General features: G+C 59.7%; 25 protein-coding genes. 8 read left to right on the plus strand and 17 right to left on the minus strand.

The genetic code is table 11. From position 1 onward, the window contains the following. Positions 1-16 precede the first annotated feature (16 nt). The 3 genes from GIW48_RS05695 to GIW48_RS05705 form a co-directional block, all read right to left on the minus strand. Positions 17-664: a nicotinamidase gene (locus GIW48_RS05695; RefSeq protein WP_170039700.1), complete on the minus strand. Its 648-nt coding sequence runs from the start codon at positions 662-664 to the stop codon at positions 17-19. A gap of 210 nt (positions 665-874) precedes the next feature. Next, the gene (locus GIW48_RS05700) at positions 875-1,648 is read right to left on the minus strand and encodes an L-iditol 2-dehydrogenase (protein ID WP_017139609.1); all 774 of its coding nucleotides are present in this window, start codon (positions 1,646-1,648) and stop codon (positions 875-877) included. Between the two features lie 13 nt (positions 1,649-1,661). Further along, a complete protein-coding gene (locus GIW48_RS05705) occupies positions 1,662-2,972 on the minus strand; it encodes an ABC transporter substrate-binding protein (protein ID WP_236461476.1) in 1,311 nt (436 codons plus the stop codon). Positions 2,973-3,180: 208 nt separating this feature from the next. Between GIW48_RS05705 and GIW48_RS05710 the strand changes: the two genes are divergently transcribed. The 3 genes from GIW48_RS05710 (at position 3,181) to GIW48_RS05720 (ending at position 6,280) form a co-directional block, all read left to right on the plus strand. Further along, the gene (locus tag GIW48_RS05710) at positions 3,181-4,119 is read left to right on the plus strand and encodes an AraC family transcriptional regulator (protein WP_017139611.1); all 939 of its coding nucleotides are present in this window, start codon (positions 3,181-3,183) and stop codon (positions 4,117-4,119) included. A 155-nt stretch (positions 4,120-4,274) separates the two neighbouring features. Then, positions 4,275-5,237, plus strand: a complete 963-nt coding sequence (locus tag GIW48_RS05715; RefSeq protein WP_170039704.1) for a nucleoside-specific channel-forming protein Tsx — start codon at positions 4,275-4,277, stop codon at positions 5,235-5,237. A gap of 14 nt (positions 5,238-5,251) precedes the next feature. Then, a complete protein-coding gene (locus GIW48_RS05720; RefSeq protein WP_236461479.1) occupies positions 5,252-6,280 on the plus strand; it encodes a purine-nucleoside phosphorylase in 1,029 nt (342 codons plus the stop codon). 104 nt (positions 6,281-6,384) lie between these two features. Here GIW48_RS05720 and GIW48_RS29840 read toward each other — a convergent pair whose 3' ends face one another. From GIW48_RS29840 to GIW48_RS05755, 8 genes are all read right to left on the minus strand, one after another. Then, complete coding sequence (locus GIW48_RS29840; RefSeq protein WP_419789509.1) at positions 6,385-6,582, minus strand: DUF6124 family protein; 198 nt, start codon at positions 6,580-6,582, stop codon at positions 6,385-6,387. Between the two features lie 27 nt (positions 6,583-6,609). Continuing rightward, positions 6,610-6,945: a DUF6124 family protein gene (locus GIW48_RS05725; protein WP_236461482.1), complete on the minus strand. Its 336-nt coding sequence runs from the start codon at positions 6,943-6,945 to the stop codon at positions 6,610-6,612. 434 nt (positions 6,946-7,379) lie between these two features. Continuing rightward, positions 7,380-8,339: a quinone oxidoreductase family protein gene (locus GIW48_RS05730; protein WP_099549270.1), complete on the minus strand. Its 960-nt coding sequence runs from the start codon at positions 8,337-8,339 to the stop codon at positions 7,380-7,382. Positions 8,340-8,369: 30 nt separating this feature from the next. Further along, positions 8,370-8,543, minus strand: coding sequence for a DUF1427 family protein (locus GIW48_RS05735; protein WP_017139616.1), 174 nt, complete (start codon positions 8,541-8,543; stop codon positions 8,370-8,372). Positions 8,544-8,646: 103 nt separating this feature from the next. After that, positions 8,647-9,411, minus strand: a complete 765-nt coding sequence (locus GIW48_RS05740) for an AraC family transcriptional regulator (protein ID WP_170039749.1) — start codon at positions 9,409-9,411, stop codon at positions 8,647-8,649. Between the two features lie 67 nt (positions 9,412-9,478). Continuing rightward, the gene (locus GIW48_RS05745; protein ID WP_017139618.1) at positions 9,479-9,649 is read right to left on the minus strand and encodes a metallothionein; all 171 of its coding nucleotides are present in this window, start codon (positions 9,647-9,649) and stop codon (positions 9,479-9,481) included. A gap of 89 nt (positions 9,650-9,738) precedes the next feature. Further along, positions 9,739-10,194 carry a DMT family transporter gene (locus GIW48_RS05750; protein WP_017139619.1) on the minus strand — a complete coding sequence of 152 codons (456 nt, stop codon included), beginning with the start codon at positions 10,192-10,194 and terminating at the stop codon, positions 9,739-9,741. Positions 10,195-10,198: 4 nt separating this feature from the next. After that, a complete protein-coding gene (locus GIW48_RS05755) occupies positions 10,199-10,687 on the minus strand; it encodes a DMT family transporter (protein WP_017139620.1) in 489 nt (162 codons plus the stop codon). A gap of 117 nt (positions 10,688-10,804) precedes the next feature. Between GIW48_RS05755 and GIW48_RS05760 the strand changes: the two genes are divergently transcribed. The 3 genes from GIW48_RS05760 (at position 10,805) to GIW48_RS05770 (ending at position 12,613) form a co-directional block, all read left to right on the plus strand. Beyond that, positions 10,805-11,737 carry a LysR family transcriptional regulator gene (locus GIW48_RS05760; protein WP_017139621.1) on the plus strand — a complete coding sequence of 311 codons (933 nt, stop codon included), beginning with the start codon at positions 10,805-10,807 and terminating at the stop codon, positions 11,735-11,737. A 100-nt stretch (positions 11,738-11,837) separates the two neighbouring features. Then, on the plus strand, positions 11,838-12,239 hold the full coding sequence (locus GIW48_RS05765) for a type II toxin-antitoxin system Phd/YefM family antitoxin (protein ID WP_236462374.1): 402 nt from the start codon (positions 11,838-11,840) through the stop codon (positions 12,237-12,239). Further along, positions 12,236-12,613 carry a type II toxin-antitoxin system VapC family toxin gene (locus GIW48_RS05770; protein ID WP_099549266.1) on the plus strand — a complete coding sequence of 126 codons (378 nt, stop codon included), beginning with the start codon at positions 12,236-12,238 and terminating at the stop codon, positions 12,611-12,613. The genes GIW48_RS05765 and GIW48_RS05770 overlap by 4 nt, the downstream gene beginning before the upstream one ends. Before the next feature lie 28 nt (positions 12,614-12,641). Here GIW48_RS05770 and GIW48_RS05775 read toward each other — a convergent pair whose 3' ends face one another. From GIW48_RS05775 to GIW48_RS05785, 3 genes are all read right to left on the minus strand, one after another. Next, positions 12,642-13,961: an Nramp family divalent metal transporter gene (locus GIW48_RS05775; RefSeq protein WP_017139624.1), complete on the minus strand. Its 1,320-nt coding sequence runs from the start codon at positions 13,959-13,961 to the stop codon at positions 12,642-12,644. Between the two features lie 41 nt (positions 13,962-14,002). Next, the gene (locus tag GIW48_RS05780) at positions 14,003-15,556 is read right to left on the minus strand and encodes a DUF726 domain-containing protein (protein WP_017139625.1); all 1,554 of its coding nucleotides are present in this window, start codon (positions 15,554-15,556) and stop codon (positions 14,003-14,005) included. An 87-nt stretch (positions 15,557-15,643) separates the two neighbouring features. Further along, complete coding sequence (locus tag GIW48_RS05785) at positions 15,644-16,426, minus strand: AraC family transcriptional regulator (protein ID WP_169986385.1); 783 nt, start codon at positions 16,424-16,426, stop codon at positions 15,644-15,646. 99 nt (positions 16,427-16,525) lie between these two features. Between GIW48_RS05785 and GIW48_RS05790 the strand changes: the two genes are divergently transcribed. Together GIW48_RS05790 and GIW48_RS05795 are read left to right on the plus strand one after the other, a co-directional pair. Continuing rightward, positions 16,526-17,398, plus strand: coding sequence for an amino acid metabolite efflux pump (locus GIW48_RS05790; RefSeq protein WP_017139627.1), 873 nt, complete (start codon positions 16,526-16,528; stop codon positions 17,396-17,398). A gap of 81 nt (positions 17,399-17,479) precedes the next feature. Beyond that, entirely contained in the window at positions 17,480-17,881 is a 402-nt protein-coding gene (locus GIW48_RS05795) for a RidA family protein (protein ID WP_170039707.1), read from the plus strand. On the opposite strand, the gene GIW48_RS05800 is transcribed toward GIW48_RS05795, so the two are convergent. From GIW48_RS05800 to GIW48_RS05810, 3 genes are read right to left on the minus strand one after another with little or no spacing between them, the layout of a single operon-like run. Continuing rightward, the gene (locus GIW48_RS05800) at positions 17,871-18,767 is read right to left on the minus strand and encodes a LysR family transcriptional regulator (RefSeq protein WP_236462377.1); all 897 of its coding nucleotides are present in this window, start codon (positions 18,765-18,767) and stop codon (positions 17,871-17,873) included. The two genes, GIW48_RS05795 and GIW48_RS05800, sit on opposite strands and share 11 nt — an antisense overlap. A 19-nt stretch (positions 18,768-18,786) precedes the next feature. Then, positions 18,787-19,092 (minus strand): XRE family transcriptional regulator, encoded by a 306-nt coding sequence (locus GIW48_RS05805; protein ID WP_236462380.1) that lies wholly within the window; start codon positions 19,090-19,092, stop codon positions 18,787-18,789. Next, positions 19,085-19,450, minus strand: coding sequence for a type II toxin-antitoxin system RelE/ParE family toxin (locus GIW48_RS05810; protein WP_080593813.1), 366 nt, complete (start codon positions 19,448-19,450; stop codon positions 19,085-19,087). The genes GIW48_RS05805 and GIW48_RS05810 overlap by 8 nt, the downstream gene beginning before the upstream one ends. Positions 19,451-19,652: the final 202 nt, after the last annotated feature.

Below are 19,652 nucleotides of genomic sequence, written 5' to 3' on the forward strand. Positions count from 1 at the left end.
GTTACCGGGCCTGCAGTTAGCGCGTGGCCATCGCGCTCAGCTCTTCGCGACTACGGCTGATGACTGCACCGGCATTGAGCAACTCCTCTACCGCCGCCGCACCACCCGCCTCGCTGATGCCTCGGCACGCCGGCAGGTGCAGAACCACTTCCAAGCCAGCCTTGAGCAGTTGCAAGGCGGTGGTCTTGACGCAGAAGTCCAGGGCCAGGCCACCCACGATCACGCGACGCACGCCCTGGGCCTTGAGGTACTCGATAACCCCCGTGGACAGCTTGTCGTGCAGGTCGTGGTAACAGGCGCCATAGGGATGCAGGTCGGGTTCAACGCCCTTCCAGATGAAGTAGTCGTAGTCATACGGGGTGGGTAATTCGTCGAGCAAGGTGAAGCCTTCAGTGCCCGGCACACAATGACTGAGCCAGGTAAGGTCGGCATGCTCAAGGCCGGTGGGTTTGAGCATGTCGCCAGGTTGCGTGACCACCCACGGTGCTTGCGGGGTATGTGCGTCTTTGCTGCCGACACGGTAACCGGCAAGACTGGCCATGTAGTTGAGTTCGGCACCGATCTGGTCGCCACCGGCCACCGGCAGTTCATTGGGGCACAGCGGCGTGAAACTCTTTTGAGGGTCGACGTCGAATGAGGCAATGGCAGTTTTCGCAAGGGTCATGGCGGCACTCCTGTGAGGTGCAGGTAAAAGTAGACATGAGGGACGGCTACCTCCACAAACACTTTGTTTACTTTTTTGAGCACAGTGTTGCCGTCCAAGAAGCTCAAAGATCAAAGGTGGGAGCTGGCTTGCCTGCGAAAGCGGTGGGTCAGGCAGCAAGACTGCAACTGATAAACCGCTTTCGCAGGCAAGCCAGCTCCCACACTTGACCTAGTTCATCCAGTTGCCGCCGTCGACATTGTAGGTCTGGGCCACGATGTAATCGGCGTCTTTAGAGGCCAGGAAGATCGCCATGCCGGTCAAATCCTCAGCCGTGCCCATGCGCCCGAACGGCACTTCGGCCCCAACCCGTTGTTTCTTCTCGCCAGGCGCCAGCCCTTCATGCCTGGCAAACAGCGCATCCACGCCATCCCAGTGCTCGCCATCAACCACGCCCGGCGCGATGGCATTGACGTTGATACCCTGCTTGATCAGGTTCAAGCCCGCTGACTGCGTGAGGCTGATCACCGCCGCCTTGGTCGCACAATACACCGCCACCAATGCCTCGCCGCGCCGCCCCGCCTGGCTGGCCATGTTGATGATCTTGCCGCCGTGGCCCTGGCGGATCATCTGGCGGGCCGCGGCCTGCAAGGTGAACAACGTGCCGCCGACGTTGATCGAAAACAGCCGGTCAAAGCTGTCGCGAGTGATATCGACGATGGGCGCCAAGTCGAACAGTGCGGCGTTGTTGATGAGGATATCGAGTTTGCCGGCATGGGCCACCACGGTGGCAATCGCGCCGTCGATGGAGGCTTGATCCGTGACGTCCATCGCGACCGCGTAAGCCAGTGGCCCCAGTTCGGCGGCTGTGGCCTGCGCGCGTTGCAGGTTGATATCGGCAATGGCAACCGTTGCGCCTTCAGCGATATAAGCCTGGGCAAAGACGCGGCCAATACCGCGCGCCGATCCGGTGATCAGCGCGCTTTTACCTTCGAGTCGTTTCATAAGGAAGTCCTGTTTACTTAGGATAACCGGCGCGTTTCATTTCGCGTTCGGTGGTGGACTGAGCCTCAAGCAGCGCCTGGTCAACCGTCATGCCGCCGGTAAGCGCCGCCGAGAACAGCTTGCCCACCGAGGTGCCGATGGCCTGGAACTCCGGGATGGTCACGTACTGAACGCCCACATACGGCACCGGCTGGGCCGACGGGTGCGCAGGGTCGGCGTGTTTCATCATTTCCAGCGTCACCTGGGCAAACGGCGCGGCCTTCAGGTAAGCCTCGCTGTAGGTGGACTGGCGAGTGCCCGGTGGTACGTTGGTGATGCCTTCTTTGTCGGCGACCAGTTGGATGTAGTCCTTGGAGGTGGCCCAGGCAATAAAGGCCTTGGCGGCGTCCTTGTGTTTGGACGTGGCCGGGATGGCCAGGGACCAGGCATAGAGCCAGGAAGAGCCTTTGTCGGTGACTTCGGTCGGCGCGGCGGCAAACCCTACACTGTTGGCCACTTTGCTCTGGGTTTTGTCGGTGGTGAACGAGCCAGCGACGCTGGCATCCACCCAGATCGCGCACTTGCCGCTGTTGAACAGCGCCAGGGTTTCGTTGAAGCCGTTGCTGGAGACGCCTGGCGGGCCGTAGTTTTTCAGGGTGTTGACGTAATAGTTGGCGGCGGCCGTCCATTCAGGGCTGGTCAGCTGCGGCTTCCACTGTTCGTCGAACCAGCGTGCGCCAAAAGCGTTGGCCATGGTGCTCAACAAGGCGATGTTCTCGCCCCAACCCGCTTTGCCACGCAGGCACATGCCGTATTGGTCTTTATCTTTTACCGTGAGTTTGGCGGCAAACTCACCGAGCTGAGTCCAGGTCGGGTGCGCAGGCATGCTCAGCCCCGCTTGCTTGAACAAGTCTGTGCGGTAGTAGGTGACCGTGCTTTCACCATAAAACGGCAACGCGTACAGGGTGTTGTTGACCGACAAGCCTTGGCGCACCGAAGGGAAAATATCCTCGGCGTCATAGTTGGCAGGCAGTTCGGTCAGCGGTTCCAGCCAGTGTTTGGCGCCCCACAATGGCGTCTCGTAGGTGCCGATGGTCAGCACATCGAATTGCCCGCCCTGGGTGGCGATATCGGTGGTGAGGCGTTGGCGCAGCACGTTTTCTTCGAGCACCACCCAATTGAGCTTGATGTCCGGGTGCTGCTGCTCGAACACCTTGGACAGGCGCTGCATGCGGATCATGTCACTGTTGTTGACTGTGGCGATGGTCACGGTGTCGGCGGCGTAGCTGGGCATGGCCAGCGCCAGGCCAGTCAGCAGGAACAGCGCGTGTGGGAGCTTGAGCATGGCGGTATCCACCTGTTGTTTTTGTTGTTGAGTTGCGATTACAGCAGCTTGGTCAAGGCCTCACAAACGAATGGCGAATGCGCTGCTGATACTTTTTTAACCCGTACTTGAAAGTCAAAAAAGTATCAGTGCCGGGCAAAACCGGGGGTAGCGCACTGATTGCCGCTACGCGTATTTTGGCGTTATCCAATGTATAAGAGGCATCACCGTGCCCGTCAGCCGCGACAAACTATTCGAACATCGCCCCGCCGAACTCGAAGTGATCCTGCCCGAGCCGGACCACTGTTTTCGCTGGTTCGAACATGACTACCCGTATGACCTGGCGCGCTGGAACCACCACCCCGAGTTTGAGATCCACCTGATCCGCCAAGGCAGTGGCAAGTTGGTAGCGGGCGACTATATCGGTGCGTTCAGCGCCGGGCATGTGGCGCTGATCGGCCCCGACCTGCCCCACGACTGGATCGGCGACCTGGCCCCTGGCGAATACCTGACTGGCCGCGACGTGGTGCTGCAATTCGACGGCGCCGCCCTGCTCGCGCTGCGCAAAACCCTGCCGGAACTCGGCGACTTGCAGCCGCTGTTCGAACAGGCCCGACGCGGCCTGGAATTCACGGGTGAGACCGCCGTGCAGGCAGCCGGGTTGATGGAAGCCATCGGCAACGCCCAAGGCCTGCAACGGTTGATCCTGTTCCTGCAACTGCTCGACACGCTAAAAAATGCACCCCAGCCGCAGGTAAAGGCGCTGGCCAGCCCCTGCTACGCGCCAACCCTGGATGCGCGCAGCGCCGAACGCATCAACAAAGCCTTCGATTACCTGATGCGCGAGCTGACCGGCGACTTGCGCCTCTCGGTCATCGCCCAGCAACTGCAGATGAGCGAACCCGGCTTCTCACGCTTCTTCAAACGCAACACCGGTCACGGGTTTATAGACCTGATGCGCAAGTTCCGCGTGCAACGCGCCTGCCGCCTGTTGCTGCAAAGCGACATGTCAGTGGCGGACATCTGCTTTGAAGTGGGCTACGCCAACCTGTCCAACTTCAACCGGCACTTTCGCATCGAGATGCACCAGACGCCGAGCGAGTATCGACGCGAAACCGCGATGCATTTATTCAACCGCATCGAGAAATTGACACCCAGCCAATTTTGACCAAAAGGTCGACTAATCCCTGTTTTCTCCATACTGCTCAACCCTTTGAGCAAAGTTGGTACGCCACGTGCAAACGTTTGCGGAACGAACTTGGCCGCCAAGTTCACCACTACCCGCAGAAACGGGTTCCAACCGCGTAAGAATAGGGATTTTCAATGCACCTCACCTCAAGGCGTCCCGCTTGTTTTGGTGTTTCCTTGCTACTGGCCGCCGTTACGGGAGTACTCAGCGCACCCATTTTGGCGCAGCAAAAACCCACCGATGACTCAGCACAGGGCGAAACCCTCAGTCCTGAAACCAAAAACCCGGAAGCCAGCCCGGTAAAAAAAGGCGTGTACATGTCGGACTGGTTCAACCAGGACCTGACCCTGATCGGCAGCAAAGACATCAGCTTCGGCCCCAAGCCGCAGGATGATGTGTACCTGGAATACGAGTATTTCGGCCGCAAAGGCCCGTTCGAGCTGTATGGCTATATCGACGTGCCGAAAATCCTCGGCATCGGTAACAGTAATGACAAAGGCGCGTGGGACCATGGTTCGCCGGTATTTATGGAGCATGAGCCGCGTATCTCCATCGACTACCTGGCCGGCCGCAGTTTGGCCATCGGTCCGTTCAAGGAATGGTATGTAGCCTTTGACTGGATCTACGACCACGGCAGTAACAAGTCCAACCGCGCCAACACCTTGTACAGCGGCCTGGGCACCGACATCGACACTCATTCGCGGGTCAACCTGTCGGCCAACTTCTATGGGCGTTACCAATGGGAAAACTACGGCGCGAGCAACGAATACTCGTGGGACGGCTATCGTGCGCAAATGAAATACATCGTGCCCATCAGCAGCTTCGATAACGGTGCCTCGCTGACCTACATCGGCTTTACCAACTACGATTTCGGCTCGGACTTGCACAAGGACAACCCGGCGCGCACCGCCAATTCATTGGTGGCCACCAACGTGCTGTTGTATTCGTTCACCCACCTGCGCTTCACCCTGGTCGGTCGTTACTTCCACAACGGCGGCAACTGGGAGGATGGCAGCGAGCTGAATTTTGGCGAAGGCAACTTCCGCGCCCGCTCGGATGGCTGGGGCTACTACGCCGGTGTCGGTTACCAATTCTGATCAAGGAGCTATAGATGAACATGCTTACCCGTCTCTCGATGGCCATCGGCCTGGCCTTTTTGCCCCACGTGGTGCTGGCCGATGCTGCGGCGCCGATCAAACCCAAAGTGATGCTGATCACCATGTTCGCCCCCGAGGCGCAAACCTGGATCGACCGCCTGGAACTCAAGCAGGAAGTCCGTGTGCCAGGCCTGTCGGCCGAATACCCGGTGATCCGCTGCAACACCCTGGACGTGTGCCTGCTGGTGACCGGCATGGGCCAAACCAACGCCGCCGCGTCCACACTGGCCCTGGCGTTGTCGCCCAAGTTCGACCTGCGCCAGAGCTACTTCCTGATTGCCGGGATCGCCGGCATCAGCCCTAAACACGGAACCATCGGCACCGCCGCCTGGGCGCATTACCTGGTGGAGTTCGGCACCCAATGGGAGCTGGATTCGCGCGATGCGCCTAAAGACTGGCCAACCGGTTACATCGGCATCAACACCAAAGACCCCAACGAAAAACCACCGTTGGACTACAAGACCGAAGTATTCGAGCTGAACCCGAAGTTGCAGGCCAAGGCGTTTGCCTTGTCGCAAAAGGTAGAGCTGAGCGAAAGCAAGGAATCCAGCGCCTGGCGTAAACACTACCCGGCCGCGCCGGCCAACCAGCCGCCGCAAGTCACACGCTGCGACACTTTGGCGGGCAACACCTGGTTCTCCGGCACACGCCTGAGCGAACGCGCCGAGGTCTGGACCAAGTTGCTCACCGACAACAAAGGCGAGTACTGCACCACCCAGCAGGAAGACAACTCCACCTATGAAGCCTTGCTGCGCGCCAGCCGTGAAGGGTTGGTGGATATTCAGCGCTTGGCCGTGGTACGCGCCGGTTCCGATTTCGACCGGCCGTATCCGGGCTACAGCGAGGTGGACAACTTGCTGAAGTATGCGGACCAGGGTGGGTTTGTACCGGCGTTGGAGAACCTGTACCGCACGGGCAATCCGCTGGTACAGGCGATCCTGAAGAACTGGTCGGCCTGGGAAAAAGGCGTCCCTGAAGCCTAGTAAAAATCAAAATGTGGGAGCTGGCTTGCCTGCGATAGCAGTGGATCAGTCAATCATTCTCTGACTGACAGACCGCCATCGCAGGCAAGCCAGCTCCCACACTTTTAAGTCACGGGGTGGGCTACATTCAGCGCCTTGTCGACCAGCAGTTGCACACCTTCCAGCATTCGGCAGATACCCAGCGCGACCTTGTGTTGAGATCGTTCCCACGCTCCGCGTGGGAATGCCGCCCCGGACGCTCCGCGTCCCGCCATAGAGGATGCAAGGTGACGCGGAGCGTCACTGGATGCATTCCCACGCAGAGCGTGGGAACGATCTTAGCCCCCCATTCAAGCTACGGGGTGGGCTACATTCAGCGCCTTGTCGACTAGCAGTTGCACACCTTCCAGCATTCGGCAGATACCCAACGCGACATTGCGTTGCGAACCCTCGATTTCAAACGCCAGGTGGTTGGCGATATCACTGATGGAAGCCAGATCCTGGGAAGCATTGACCAGCAAGGTTTCCGTGCCCAAGTCTGCGCGCACGGTGAAGATGCCTTCGCTGAATTCAGGAATGGGTTTACCGGGGTTGAGATAGTGGTTGATCGCGCGGTAGGCGACTTCGTGCAGGGTGCTGGTGTCGTAGTCTTGATGGACTGGGGGGTTGGGGCTGTCTTTGATCATGGTGGAACTCCTGGTAGTGGAGCTGTCATCACTTGCGGTCAAACAAAGTGGGGTGGCAGCTGAACGCGGGTTGACCGACCGGAACCAGGGATCCGGCATACCCGAAGGTATCCCGCGCACAGCTGCCGCGACACGATACATCAAGCGTAAAAAAAACGCCTGATATAGGTCTTGGGTGCTCTTGCGTACTGGTTAAGTCGGACGGTCAAATCCGATCGCTGAATTGTCAGCGACGCCAGTGAGGTTAGTCAGCCCGCTTCCGAGCGACAACCTGAAACCTTTGTGGGAAACGTCCGATCAAAAACAGTCCTCAAACCCAGTGAAGATCAAAATGTGGGAGCTGGCTTGCCTGCGATAGCGGTGGATCAGTCAATAACTCTCTGACTGACAGACCGCCATCGCAGGCAAGCCAGCTCCCACACTTTTTAACCGCATTAAGGCAGGAAGATGACCTTGTCCGCGCTGCCTTTGTTGACTTCCTCGTAGCACTGCACCCCATCTGCCAACGCTACCTCACGCAACCCTGTCGGCAACGGTAGCGAACCCTCATCAAAAAACCGCCCAAACTGCTCCAGCATCACCGCACATTGCTCGCAGTTGTAGAGCAATGAATTGATGCCCACCACTGAGCCGCCCTTGCGGTACAACGCCAGCGCCGGCAGCTGCACATGCCCATCAACCGGCGCAGCGATAATCGCGATGCGGCCGAACGGGGCCAAACCGGCGACAGCCGCCGGCAGCCAGAAACCGGTGGTGTCGAAGATCACATCGGCGCCGCCCTTGAACACCGCATTCACCTGCCCGCCCAATGCGTCCGGTTGGCCCAGGGCAATCGCGTCGAAGCCCTGCGCCTGCAACGCCTCGACCTGATCCGCTTTGCGCACCGCCGCCAGCACCTGCGCACCGCGAATTTTCGCCAGCGCCAACGCCGCGCTGCCTACAGCACCATTGGCGCCAATCACCAGCAGCCGCGTGCCTTTGCCGACACCGCTGCGCTCCAGCGCATCCCAGGCGGTGGTGTACGGCACACCGAGGCTGGCAGCCTGGGCAAAGCTTAGATGCGTCGGTTTATGCGCCACGCCTTTCGCCGACACCGTGAGGTACTGCGCGTGGGAGCCATCGGCAAAAAAGCCGAGGTCACGGCCGGTGCCCCACACTGCCTGGCCAACCAGTTGCTGCGGGCCTTCCACCACCACACCGGCAAAGTCCCGGCCGGGAATACGCGGCAACGTCGTGTAGGGAAACCGGCCAAGTACGTTTTTAACGTCGCTGGGGTTCAAACCCGCCGCTTTAACCTGGACCAACACTTCACCGGCAGCCGGCAGCGGCTTGTCGACTTCAACGAAACTGAGGGCGGCGAGGTCGCCGGTGGCGGAAAATTGCAGTGCTTTCATGGCCAATATCCATCGAAGTGGAAAAAGAAATCAGGACAACCAACCGCTGACCAGCTCACGGCCCATGGGCCAGAGCTTCTCGCCGATCAACATCCCCATCAGCCCCACCAGGGCAATGGCAGGCGGCGCGGGTGAGCGAAAGTCCAGGGCACCATAGATCACGCCGACAAACAGGCCGATGGCGAGGGAAATGAGATAGTTCATAGGGGATAGTTCATAGGGTTTACGCCGGGTGGGTTGATGCGCTCAGTGTAGTGAGCACCCCCCCGAAGCATCGGCCAAGTGCTTCAGGATTTCGGCCAAAGCCTCAACCGACGTATTGCGACGGTGCCACACCCAGTTCACGGCGGAACATGTCGCTGAAGCTGCTCGGCGAATAGCCCAAAGAGCGGGCAATGCCGCTCACCGACTGGCCCTGGATCAGTTCCGCCACCGCCGTGGCTAGCTGCACCTGACGGCGCCATTCGGCAAAGCCCATACCGAGGTTGTTCTGGAACAACCGCGCCAGGGTGCGCACGCTGGCACCCGCCGCTTCGGCATGTTGCTCAAAGGGGATTTCCAGCGAGGGCGCCGCCATCACTGCCTGGCAGGCATTGATCAACCGGCGGTCCGCCCCCAGTGGCATGGCAATGCGGATCTGGGAGCGGCGCGCGCGTTGCAACTCCAACAGCGCCAGACCGACTACGGCGTCGTAATAGGCGGTATCACCGTTATCGCCTTGATCAACCAGCGTGACGATCAGCTCACGCAGCAGCCCGCCGACTTCAATCACCTGCACCTGGCTGTCCAGCGTCGCCGCCAAGGCTGGGCGCAGGTAGATATTGCGCATCTGCAAGTCCGAGACCACGCGAATCCCGTGCTCCACACCCGGTGGCAACCACACGGCGCGCTGCGGCGGTACTACCAGGGCTTCGCGCGGTGTTTCAACCCACATCACCCCGCTCATGGCGTAGAGCAACTGGCCCCAGTCGTGGCTGTGTGGCTCCACATACAACCCACGGGGGTAGGTGCGCGCCAGTGGTTGCACGGGGACGGCATGATCAGTGAGGTCGGGAGGCGCGGCCAGGGCCATGAAGCACACATCAATCAAGGGTGAGCGGCCATGGTAATGACCGCCACCCGATAAGCCGAGCGGATTTTTAGCCGTGGGCAGACTTGGCGCACTCGCAACCGGTCGACGAGGCACACGGTTCGCCATGCGCATGGTGCTCGGCGCAGCCTTGGCAGCAGTAGCCCTTGCCGTCTTTCATCACCGCGTTGGTGCCCAGTACGCATTTGCAGTGTGGGCAGGCACAGGTTTTATCAGCCATGTTCAGACTCCTTTTGCATGGTCGTCCAGGTGCAACGGGCGCTGCACCTTAAGCAGTGACTACCGGCAAGGTTTCAAGGTTCACCGCCGTTAATCGGCCAGTCGGCTGTTGCTGCGGTACATGAACACCAGCGCCACTGCCAACAGCAGCATTGCCACGATACGGCTGCCCGACAGCTCGATGGCCGGGTTGCCCAGCCAGCCGAAGTTATCGATCAGCATGCCCATGCCCAACTGCCCGACGATCACCGCCACCGTGGCCACTGCCGTCCCCACCACGGGCACTGCGCCGACCATGACCATCATGTACACCACGCCAAACAACGCGCCGGTCAACTGCCATTTGGGCACGTCCAGCAAGCTCACGGCCTGTGCGGGTTCGAAGAAGAAAATCAACAACGCCGTGCTGATTGCGCCCACCGCAAAGGTCAATAAACTGCTGCGCAACACGCCGACCGTCTGGCCCAGGCGGCCGTTGATCGCGGCTTGCACACTCAGCACCGCACCGGCGGCAATCACCAGTACCAACAACAGAATCAGATTCATCGCTTTAACCCCGTGCAATCAGAACAAGTGCCGCCACAATCAACGCCAGGGCAATCCAGCGTTCGCCATTGACCCGTTTACGCGCGGTGCCGAACCAGCCGAAATGGTCGATCAGCACGCTCTTGCCGACCTGGCCCGAGAGGATCGCGACCATGGTCATGGCGATGCCGATATGCGGCGTGGCCAAAGTCAGCACCACCACGTACATCGGCCCCAAAAAGCCGCCGATCAACTGCCAGCGCGGCAGGTCGGTGAGTGCCGGGCCTTTTTGCGCGCCGCTGAACAGCAGCAGCAAAAACAGAATCGCCGTACCGACGCCAAAGATGCTCAACGTTGCCCACAAATGCCCGACCTGTACACCCAATGGCCCGAGCAAGCCGGCCTCAACCGACAGGCCCATGCCCGCCAGAATCACCAGCGGCAACAGCAGCAATCGCAAAAGGTTTTTTTTCGGCCTGGCCTGCGCCACGCCTTCGATGGAACTTGCCTGCATACATCACCTGCGCGTCAAGAAACGAAACATGGCGCGCATTATCCGGTGGCCGTCTTGTGCGATAAATGGGAGCATGCAAACAACACCTTTGCGCATTACGCACAGCACGGAGCCACGATGCAGGGTTTGAATGAACTGAGTTTCAAGGCATTGCGCCTGTTTGTAGCCGTGCTGGATCACGGCAGCTTTTCCGAAGTGGCACGTCGCGAAGGGCTGGCGCCCTCCTCCATCTCACGGCAAATCCAATTGATGGAACAGGCGCTCGGCCAGCAATTGCTCTACCGCCATACGCGTGCGGTCAGCCCCACCGAAGCCGGGCGGCTACTGGGGCGTCATGCGCGCCTGATGCTGGAACAGTTGGAGGCCGCCGGCCAGGCCCTGCAAGAGCAGGAAAGCGAACCCAGCGGGCTGGTGCGCATCAACGCGCCGATGGTATTCGGCCAACGCCACCTGTCACCGTGGCTGGGCGAGTTGTGCCGTCGCTACCCCAAGCTACAGTTGGATATCCAGCAAACCGACACCTACGTCGACCCGTTGCAAGACGGCACCGACCTGCTGTTTCGCATCGGCGTGCTTAACGACTCCAGCATGCAGGCGCGCATCTTCGCACCCCAGCGTTTTCGCCTCGCCGCCAGCCCCGCCTACCTGGCCCGGCATGGCACGCCGCGCCACCCCGAAGAACTGGCCAACCATCAATGCCTGGCCTACAAAGGCATCACCGGCCAGCAGCGCTGGTTCTTCCGCCGCGGCCAGGGCGACTGGACGCCTTACAGCGTCAAAGGCCCGATCACCGGCAACCACGCCGACACCCTCACCCACGCGGCGGAGCAAGGCCTTGGGCTGGTGGTGTTTCCGTCCTGGCTGATCGGCGAAGGCTTGCGCGCCGGCACCTTGCAGGCGGTACTCACGGAGTACGACGTGGCCACCACCCTTGAACCGCAACAGATTGCGGCGTTGTGGCCAGGCAGCCGGCGGCTGTCGCTGAAGGTGCGCACGGTGATTGATTATTTTGTGGAGTGTTTTGGAGCGGTGCCGTATTGGGATCGGTGAGGCTCCTCCCTCTCACTGGAAAAGCATTGGAAGGTAAAAATTCCTCGTGGGAAAAGTAGGCTCGTTCTGATTTTTCGGGCCACTATTTCAGACACGGCATATGGCAGGCAGACTTTGGCTCAATCTTTTTTTGGAGAGGTGCCATGGGTTCGTTTATCAAAAACAATCGCGCTCTGAACGCGCGGCTAAAGCCGGTCGTCATGCCGTCTTTGATAGCTCAGCTGATTTTGGCTATATTTGGCCAAAATATGGAGATCGCCACATGATTACCGTACCGCTGGGTGAAGCAAAAAATAATCTGTCAAAGCTGGTCGATGAGGCTGCTGCTGGCAAAGTGATCACCATCGCCAAGCATGGGCGTGCGATGGCACAGCTCGTCCCCGTAGGAAAGGCCAAAGGCCGCCGGATTGGCGCAATGAAAGGCAAGCTCATTATCCCCGAAGACTTTGATGCGCCTTTACCCGATGACCTGCTGGATGCGTTTGAGGTCAACCCTTTATGAGGGTGCTATTGGATACCCATATTCTGCTGTGGACACTGAGTGATGACCCCAGGCTATCCAATAAAGCCAAAAAATTGATTGAAGACGCTGCTGAGATTTACGTCAGCGCTGCAACCTTCTGGGAAATGGCGATCAAGGTAGGCTTGGGAAAGCTCGAGGTGCAGCTGGATGAAATCCGTGAATACTGCCTGGAGAGCGGTTTCACCGAATTGCCGATCACCCCAGAACACGCGATTGCAGTGAAGGATCTTGAGCACCACCATAAAGACCCGTTCGACCGGCTTATCATTGCGGCAGCCATGAGCGAGCCGATGAAACTGCTGACGGCCGATCCGCAGGTTGCCCAGTACACATCCTTGGCAATTCTGGTGTAGACCGCGTTGGAGCGATCACACGTTTAAGTCAAAACAACCACTGCCCAATCAACCACGCATTCGCCCCACTGATCAGCGCAAACAGAAACCACGCCAGTAACCGCGTGGGCAAGCGGTTAACGAAGGGCCCCATCAGTTGCTTGTCGTCAGTCATGCGGATCAGCGGGTACAACGCGAAAGGCAGCTGCAGGCTGAGCACCACCTGGCTCAGAATCAGCAGTTTGCCGATGGCATCGTCGCCCATCAGCCACACCCCCAGGAACGCTGGGATCAGCGCCAGCCCGCGCGTGATCAGGCGCCGCTGCCAGCACGGGATGCGCAGGTTGAGGTAACCCTCCATGATCACTTGCCCGGCGATGGTGCCGGTAAAGGTCGAACTCTGCCCCGAAGCCAACAAGGCGATGCCGAACAGGATGCTGGCGAAGGCGCCTCCCACCAATGGGTCAAGCAGGTGATAGGCGTCCTGGATCTCGACCACTTCGGTGTGGCCGGTCTTGTAAAACGCGGCGGCGGCCAACACCAGGATCGCGGCGTTGACCAGCAACGCCAGGGCCAGGGAGCCGATGGTGTCGATACGCGCCAGCTTGACCGCGTCCTGTTTGCTGGCGAGGTCTTTGCCAATCAGGCGGGTCTGCACAATCGAGGTGTGCAAATAGAGGTTATGCGGCATCACCGTGGCGCCAAGGATACCGATAGCCAAATACAACGGCGCTGCATCGCTGATGGCCGCCAGTGACGGGGTAAAGCCACTGAGTACGTCCGGCCAGTAAGGTTTGATCAGCACCAGTTCGATAAAGAAACACACGCCAATGGTTGCAACCAGCGCCAGCATGATCGCTTCCAGGCGGCGGAAACCGCGATTTTGCAGGGCCAGGATCAATAGTGTGTCGAACGCGGTGATCACGATACCGGTCGTCAGCGATACGCCGAGCAACAAGTGAAACGCCAAGGCGCAACCGAGGACTTCAGCCAGGTCGGTAGCGATAATGGAGATTTCCGCCAACACCCATTGCGTGCGCGCGGAGCGTTTGCTGTAGCGCTCACGGCACAGTTGCGCGAGGTCTTTGCCGGTGGCGATGCCCAGGCGCGAACACAGGCACTGCACCGCCATCCCGGCCAGGCTGGCCAGCAGCACCACGAATAGCAGGCTGTAGCCGTAACGAGAACCGGCTTCGATGGCGGTAGCCCAATTGCCGGGGTCCATGTAGCCGATGGAGATCAGCAGGCCGGGGCCGGCAAACATCAGCGCCCGTTTGAAAAACGAGGCCTTGGGGTCGACGATAACGGAGCCGGCCACTTCCGGCGGGCAGAACGGGGCAGTGGCGATTTTCGGCAGGCTGAATTTCACGCGGTATCCCAGGCAAACACACAAGTCAGGGCCGCAGCTTATCAGTCCGACGCGACCGTGCGCATCACCGTCTCCCGGGGCAAGTCGAACGCTTCGACGACTTGCACCACCAGGTCCATCTCCTGGTTCAACGCTTCGCGCTCCATGCGCTGGCGAATCACGCCAATCACCAAGACCGCCAAGGTGGTGATCGAATAGGCCGGGCCGGAAAACGCACGCACGCCCGTTACCAGCAACATCGCCGCCGCCAGCGCCTGGCCCACCACCGGAATTGCGGTGGCCGCGCCGCGCCGCAAGATAAACCCGGTGAGCCCCGCCAACGCCGTGCCGCTCAGGGCGGTGGTGGCCGAGCGGCCGATATCGATACGATTGAACAGGCCCTGCTCTTTTTGCGCGGCCGCCTTAAGCTCGGCGTCGAAGGCCTGGCGGTCGGCGCGACTGAGTTTGTCCTTGTACTGCTCGATGAGCTTTTCCGCGACCTGTGCCTCGATATCTGCCAGCACCACGGTTTCAAGCGGCCCATCGAACTTGATGCCCAGCCGCTGTGCGACATCTTCGGCGATCTGGCGATAACTCACGCCATGGCCACGGGCGATGTTCATAAAGCTGTCACCGCCCATGCGTTGCAGCTCGATGGCCAGTTTCAGCGGTTCACGTACATCGGCATCGATCGAGGCACTGCGTTTTTGTGCCATTAACTCAGCCAGAAACTTAAGCTCCTCCGGCCGCGCCTGCACCAGCGCGGGGAACAGTTCCACGTCCTCCTCGGCAAAACGCACTTCGCTGCTGCGCAGGTCAGCGCGGATCAGGCCACGCCGTTCCTGCAGCAGGTCGGTGTACTGCACCACCGTTTTCAGCTGCGGCCAGTAGGCAGCATGGTCGAAGGTGGCCAGGTGAACATTGGTGACCTTGGCCTTGAGCGAGGGCGTGACGTCGATCGCATACCGGCCTATGCAGCGCTCGGTGTCCGGCTTGATGGCAAGCGCCCAGTCCTTGCTGGAGTAGCAGTTGATCACGCGCCCTTTGAGGGGCGCCGACACTTCATCCCAGGGGCTGGACGTACTGATCGCGCCACCCATCAGCAACACATTGTTAAGCGGCAATTGGCGGGCGACCTCGGGGCTGGCCAGCAGACTCTTGACCAGGATACGCGCGCCCAGGGAATGCCCGATCAGGTTGATGCGCCGCACGGGCAGCGCTTCGCCGTGCAGGTAATGGGCAAGCTCAGGCAATAGCGTCTTGGCCACTTCATCGACACGCGCCTCGACACTTTTGTAATGGTCGAGAAAGTAGGCAATCGCACGGCCCACACCCACGGTTGCCGCGCCCAGGCCGCCACCGCCAAGCATTGCGGTAATCACATCTTTAAAGGGAGCAAAAAGGTTTTCCAGAAAGTGACCCGCCGGCCAGAACAGCATCAGGTTGGTCGAGCCTTCGATGCTTGCCAGTTGTTGCGTGAAATTGCCCAGTTGCTGGCGGTTGAAGAACGCCGAATAACCGTGAACATAGAGATTGAGCACATCCCCCTGAGGCTCGCCACACAACAGAAACGTGGGCTTGCGGGTGCGGTGCATTTCATCCCACTGGTGTTGCATGGGCCGGTGACTCCTGATGACGGTGGGCGGCGATAGTAACAAAGCAGGACCGCCTGCAAGGTGAATCCTGACCAGCGTGTGAGCTTTTTAGAACAACGACACGGCCTTGGACTTGGCCAGGTAGCGCGCCGGGGAATCGCCCAGGTGACGGCGGAACAGCGCGGTGAAGGCGCTGGGGCTGCTGAAGCCCAATGCAAATGCGACCTCGGTGATCGAGGCGCCGTGGCTGAGTTGCGCGGTGGCCTCCAGCAGGCAGACTTGCTGGCGCCACGCCACGAAGGTCATGCCGGTGCTTTCCAGGAAGTGACGAGTAAAGGTCCGCCGGCTCATGCTCGACCAACTCGCCATTTGATCGAGGGACACGGTTTGCGCAGGCGCGTCCAGAAAGCGCTGGCAAGCCCTCGCCAAACGCGGTTCAGAGGGCAGCGGCGCACTGAGGGGCAAGGCCGACAGCGTACTGATTTCGTCGATCAGCAGCGTCAATACACAGTGCCGCCGCACCTCGGACGTTGCCGATGCCCCGCACGTCAATGCCGCTTCCAGAAGATGCCTGAGCAGTGGCGACACCTCGAAAACCTGGCAGTGTCCCTGCAGCCCTGCGCGCTCGGCGGCTTGAGCATCGAGGTAGGTATTGAGCATCACCACATCGCCGCGCATGTGCATTTCATGGGCAATGCCACCGGGCACCCAGACGGCCCGCTGCGGCGGCACCACCCAGTTGCCCAGGTCGGTGAACATTCTTAAGGCACCGGTGGAAGCATAGGCAAACTGGCCGCGCGGGTGCGTATGCCGGGCAAACACACTGCCGCACGGGTATTCACGCAGGGTCACAAGCGCTTCGGGGTCGTTGTCGTCAAAGGTCGGAATCATGGCCCGATCTTGTCAAAGTATGACCTGGCATAGCAAGCGGGCCATACGCCCGAGCTCTAACCTTCACCCCTTTGAAGCAACCGGTTCGAAGGAACGTCCATGCACAAGAAACACCTGGCACTTGCCCTGTTGGTCACGCTGGCCTGGGGGCTGAATTTTCCCATTACCAAACTGGGCCTGCGGGCCATCGACCCTTTTTTACTCACCGGCCTGCGCTTCGCCCTCGCCGCCTTGCCCCTGGTGTTCGTCATCAAGCGCCCCGCCGTGCCATTCGGTTATGTAGCGGCCTATGGCGTGATCTTCGGGCTGGGCATGTGGGGTGTGATCAACTATGGCATCCAGCTTGGGGTGAGCCCGGGGATTGCCTCATTGCTCATCCAGCTCAGCGTGTTTTTCACCCTGGGTTGGGGCTGCGTGCTATTCAAGGAGAAAATTCGCGGCGCGCAGTGGGCCGGGGCTTTTCTGGCCTTGATCGGATTAACCGGGATCATCGCCAACCAGCAAGGCGAACACGCTGCGCTCGGCGTGCTGATGATCGTGTTCAGCGCACTGGCGTGGAGCATCGGCAACGTCATCATCAAGACGTCGGGGGTTAAAGAAATCTTTTCGTTCATGGTCTGGGCCAGCCTGTTTCCGCCAATCCCGCTGTTCCTGATGGCCTGGTGGGTGCACGGCGACGGTGCGTTCGTAAGCCTCCCCGCCAACCTCGACCTCACCGCCGTGTGGTCGCTGCTGTTTCAGGTTTACCTGGCCACGCACTTTGCTTACTGGGGCTGGAACACGTTGCTCAAGGCGTACCCCGTGTCCACGGTAGCGCCGCTGTCGCTATTGATCCCGGTGTTCGGGATTGCCAGTTCGATGTTGATACTGGGCGAGCGTGTTTCCACAGCCAATCTGGTCTTTATCGCAGTGATTATCAGCGGCTTGGCAGTCGGGCTTTATCGCAAACCGATTGTGCATACCGGTAGATAGTCATGGCAGGAACTCGGGATTTTGTTCGAGTATTCGCTCTATTAGCATCCATCGGGTCTTGTACTCAACCGAGGAAATACCATGAGCACGCCCGAATTTTTTGTCACCCCAGGCTACGGCGATACCATGCGCGAACACCTGCACTATTCCCAAGCAGTGAAAATCGGTAACCGCGTGGAAACGTCAGGCCAGGGCGGCTGGGACGATGAGTTCCAGATCCCCGCCGACCTCAGTGAAGAAATCGCCCAGGCGTTTCACAACCTGGACCGAACCCTGGCCACCGCCGGCGCGGGTTGGGAGCATGTGATTCACATAAACTCCTACCACGTCGGTGGGTTTGCACCTGAGGTCAACGAAGCGATGGTCCAGCAATACCGGCGCTACATGCCCCACCATGCGCCGATCTGGACGCAAGTCGGCGTCGAGGCCCTGGGACTGCCAACCATGCGCGTGGAGATACGCGTAACCGCGATTATTCCCTGACCCCAAACGTGCGGATCACCCACTCGGTAAAGACCTTGAGCCGCGCACTCTGATGACGGTTAGGTGGGTAGAGGATATGCAATGGCGTGGCCGGGCGCGACCAACCCGGCAGCACCTCAACCAACTGGCCGGTATCGAGGTAGTGCTGCACGATCGACTTGAAGTGCTGCCCCACACCAAGGCCCGCGAGCAGCATTTCCTTGAGGCCGTTGCCTTCGTTAGTCGAAAAAGCGCAGTCGTTGACCTCGATACGTTGCTGGCCCTGCTCAAAAATCAGCGGCTCCGGCTTGCCCGACCCAGCAAAAAAATACCCGGCCCTGAGGTGGTTGTTTACAAGGTCTTCGGGCGAAACCGGCAAACCCCGGCGCGCCACGTAACTGGGTGCCGCACAGGTCAGGTATTCAAGGTCCGCCACCTTGCGCCCGATCATCGCCATGTCTTCCAGCTTGCCAGCACGGATCACGCAATCGGCGCCCTCCCCGACAATATTCACCGCACGGTCGCTGATGCCCAAGGCGATGGTGATATCGGGGTACTCACGATGAAAGTCCACCAACGCCGGAATCAACAGGCAATTGGCAAGCGAGGCCGGTGCATCCACGCGCAGGTGCCCGCCGGGCTTGAGGATCTGCCCGCGTGCGGCGCTGTCCACTTCATCCAGCTCAGCCACCAGCCGTCGCGCATGGCGGTAATACTCCAGCCCTTCAAGCGTGGGCGCCAGGGCGCGGGTGGTTCGGTGCATCAGCTGGGTGCCCAGGTGTCTTTCCAGGTCAGTGATGAGTTTGCTGACGGTAGAGCGTGGCAGCGCCAACTGGTCGGATGCACGGCTGAATGAACCGGTATCGACAACACGGACGAAGGCGCGCATGGCCAGGAGCTGATTCATCGGGGTGGTCCACTGTGACTTAGTGAGCGAAGTTGTCGATCTTGACCTGGCCATCCGGGAAGGTCGCGATGATTTCCAACTCGCCGCCCATTGCCCGGATGTAGTCACGCAGCGTGCTGATGTACATGTCGGTACGCCGCTCCATCTTGGAAACCGCTGCCTGGTTGATATTCAACGCCTTGGCCAGGCTTTCCTGGCTCAGTTGCTGGGCCTTGCGCAGCTCATGCAGGGGCATTTCCTTGAGGTGCTGGCGGAACAGCTGCTCGGCTTCGGCACGCGACTGCAGGGTCATGCGCGCTTGAAGTTCAGCGAATTTTTTAGCCATGGTGACGGGCCTCTTTACGCAATGTTTGCAAATGGATGTCGTACACATTTTCGGCCAAGGGCACATGCACCTCGTACCACCTGGGGTGTGCGGCTTTATCGCCGCCGATCAGCAGGACAGCGCAGCGCCGGGGATCAAATGCATACAGCACTCGATAGGGCCGGCCGGCGTGCCGGACCCGCAGTTCCCGCAGGTTGCCATGCCGGGAACCCTTGATATCACTGGTATGGGGGAAGCCCAGGCCAGGCCCGAAAAGCCCCAGCAGATCTACGCTGGCGGACACGGAGACTTGCTCCTTTGCGCCCAGTTCATCCCACCATTCTGCGAATTCATCCGTGTATTCAACGTCCCAATCCATGCGAATATGCCACCTAAGGAATATAAACTCAAGGGCATACTTTAGATTCAGAAAAGACTGCATTACCAGCCGGGCTCCAGGGGAAATTGTTTGTACATCCTTCTGACCAGACGCTGAGCAACAACCCTGCTCTATTGGCAAACCATCGAATAGCGTTAAGAAATATTTCCAAAAAAAAACCGCCCTTTCGGGCGGTTAAAAA

The sequence above is a fragment of the Pseudomonas sp. PA-6-3C genome (genome assembly GCF_021605825.1).
Taxonomy (GTDB): Bacteria; Pseudomonadota; Gammaproteobacteria; order Pseudomonadales; family Pseudomonadaceae; genus Aquipseudomonas; species Aquipseudomonas edaphica.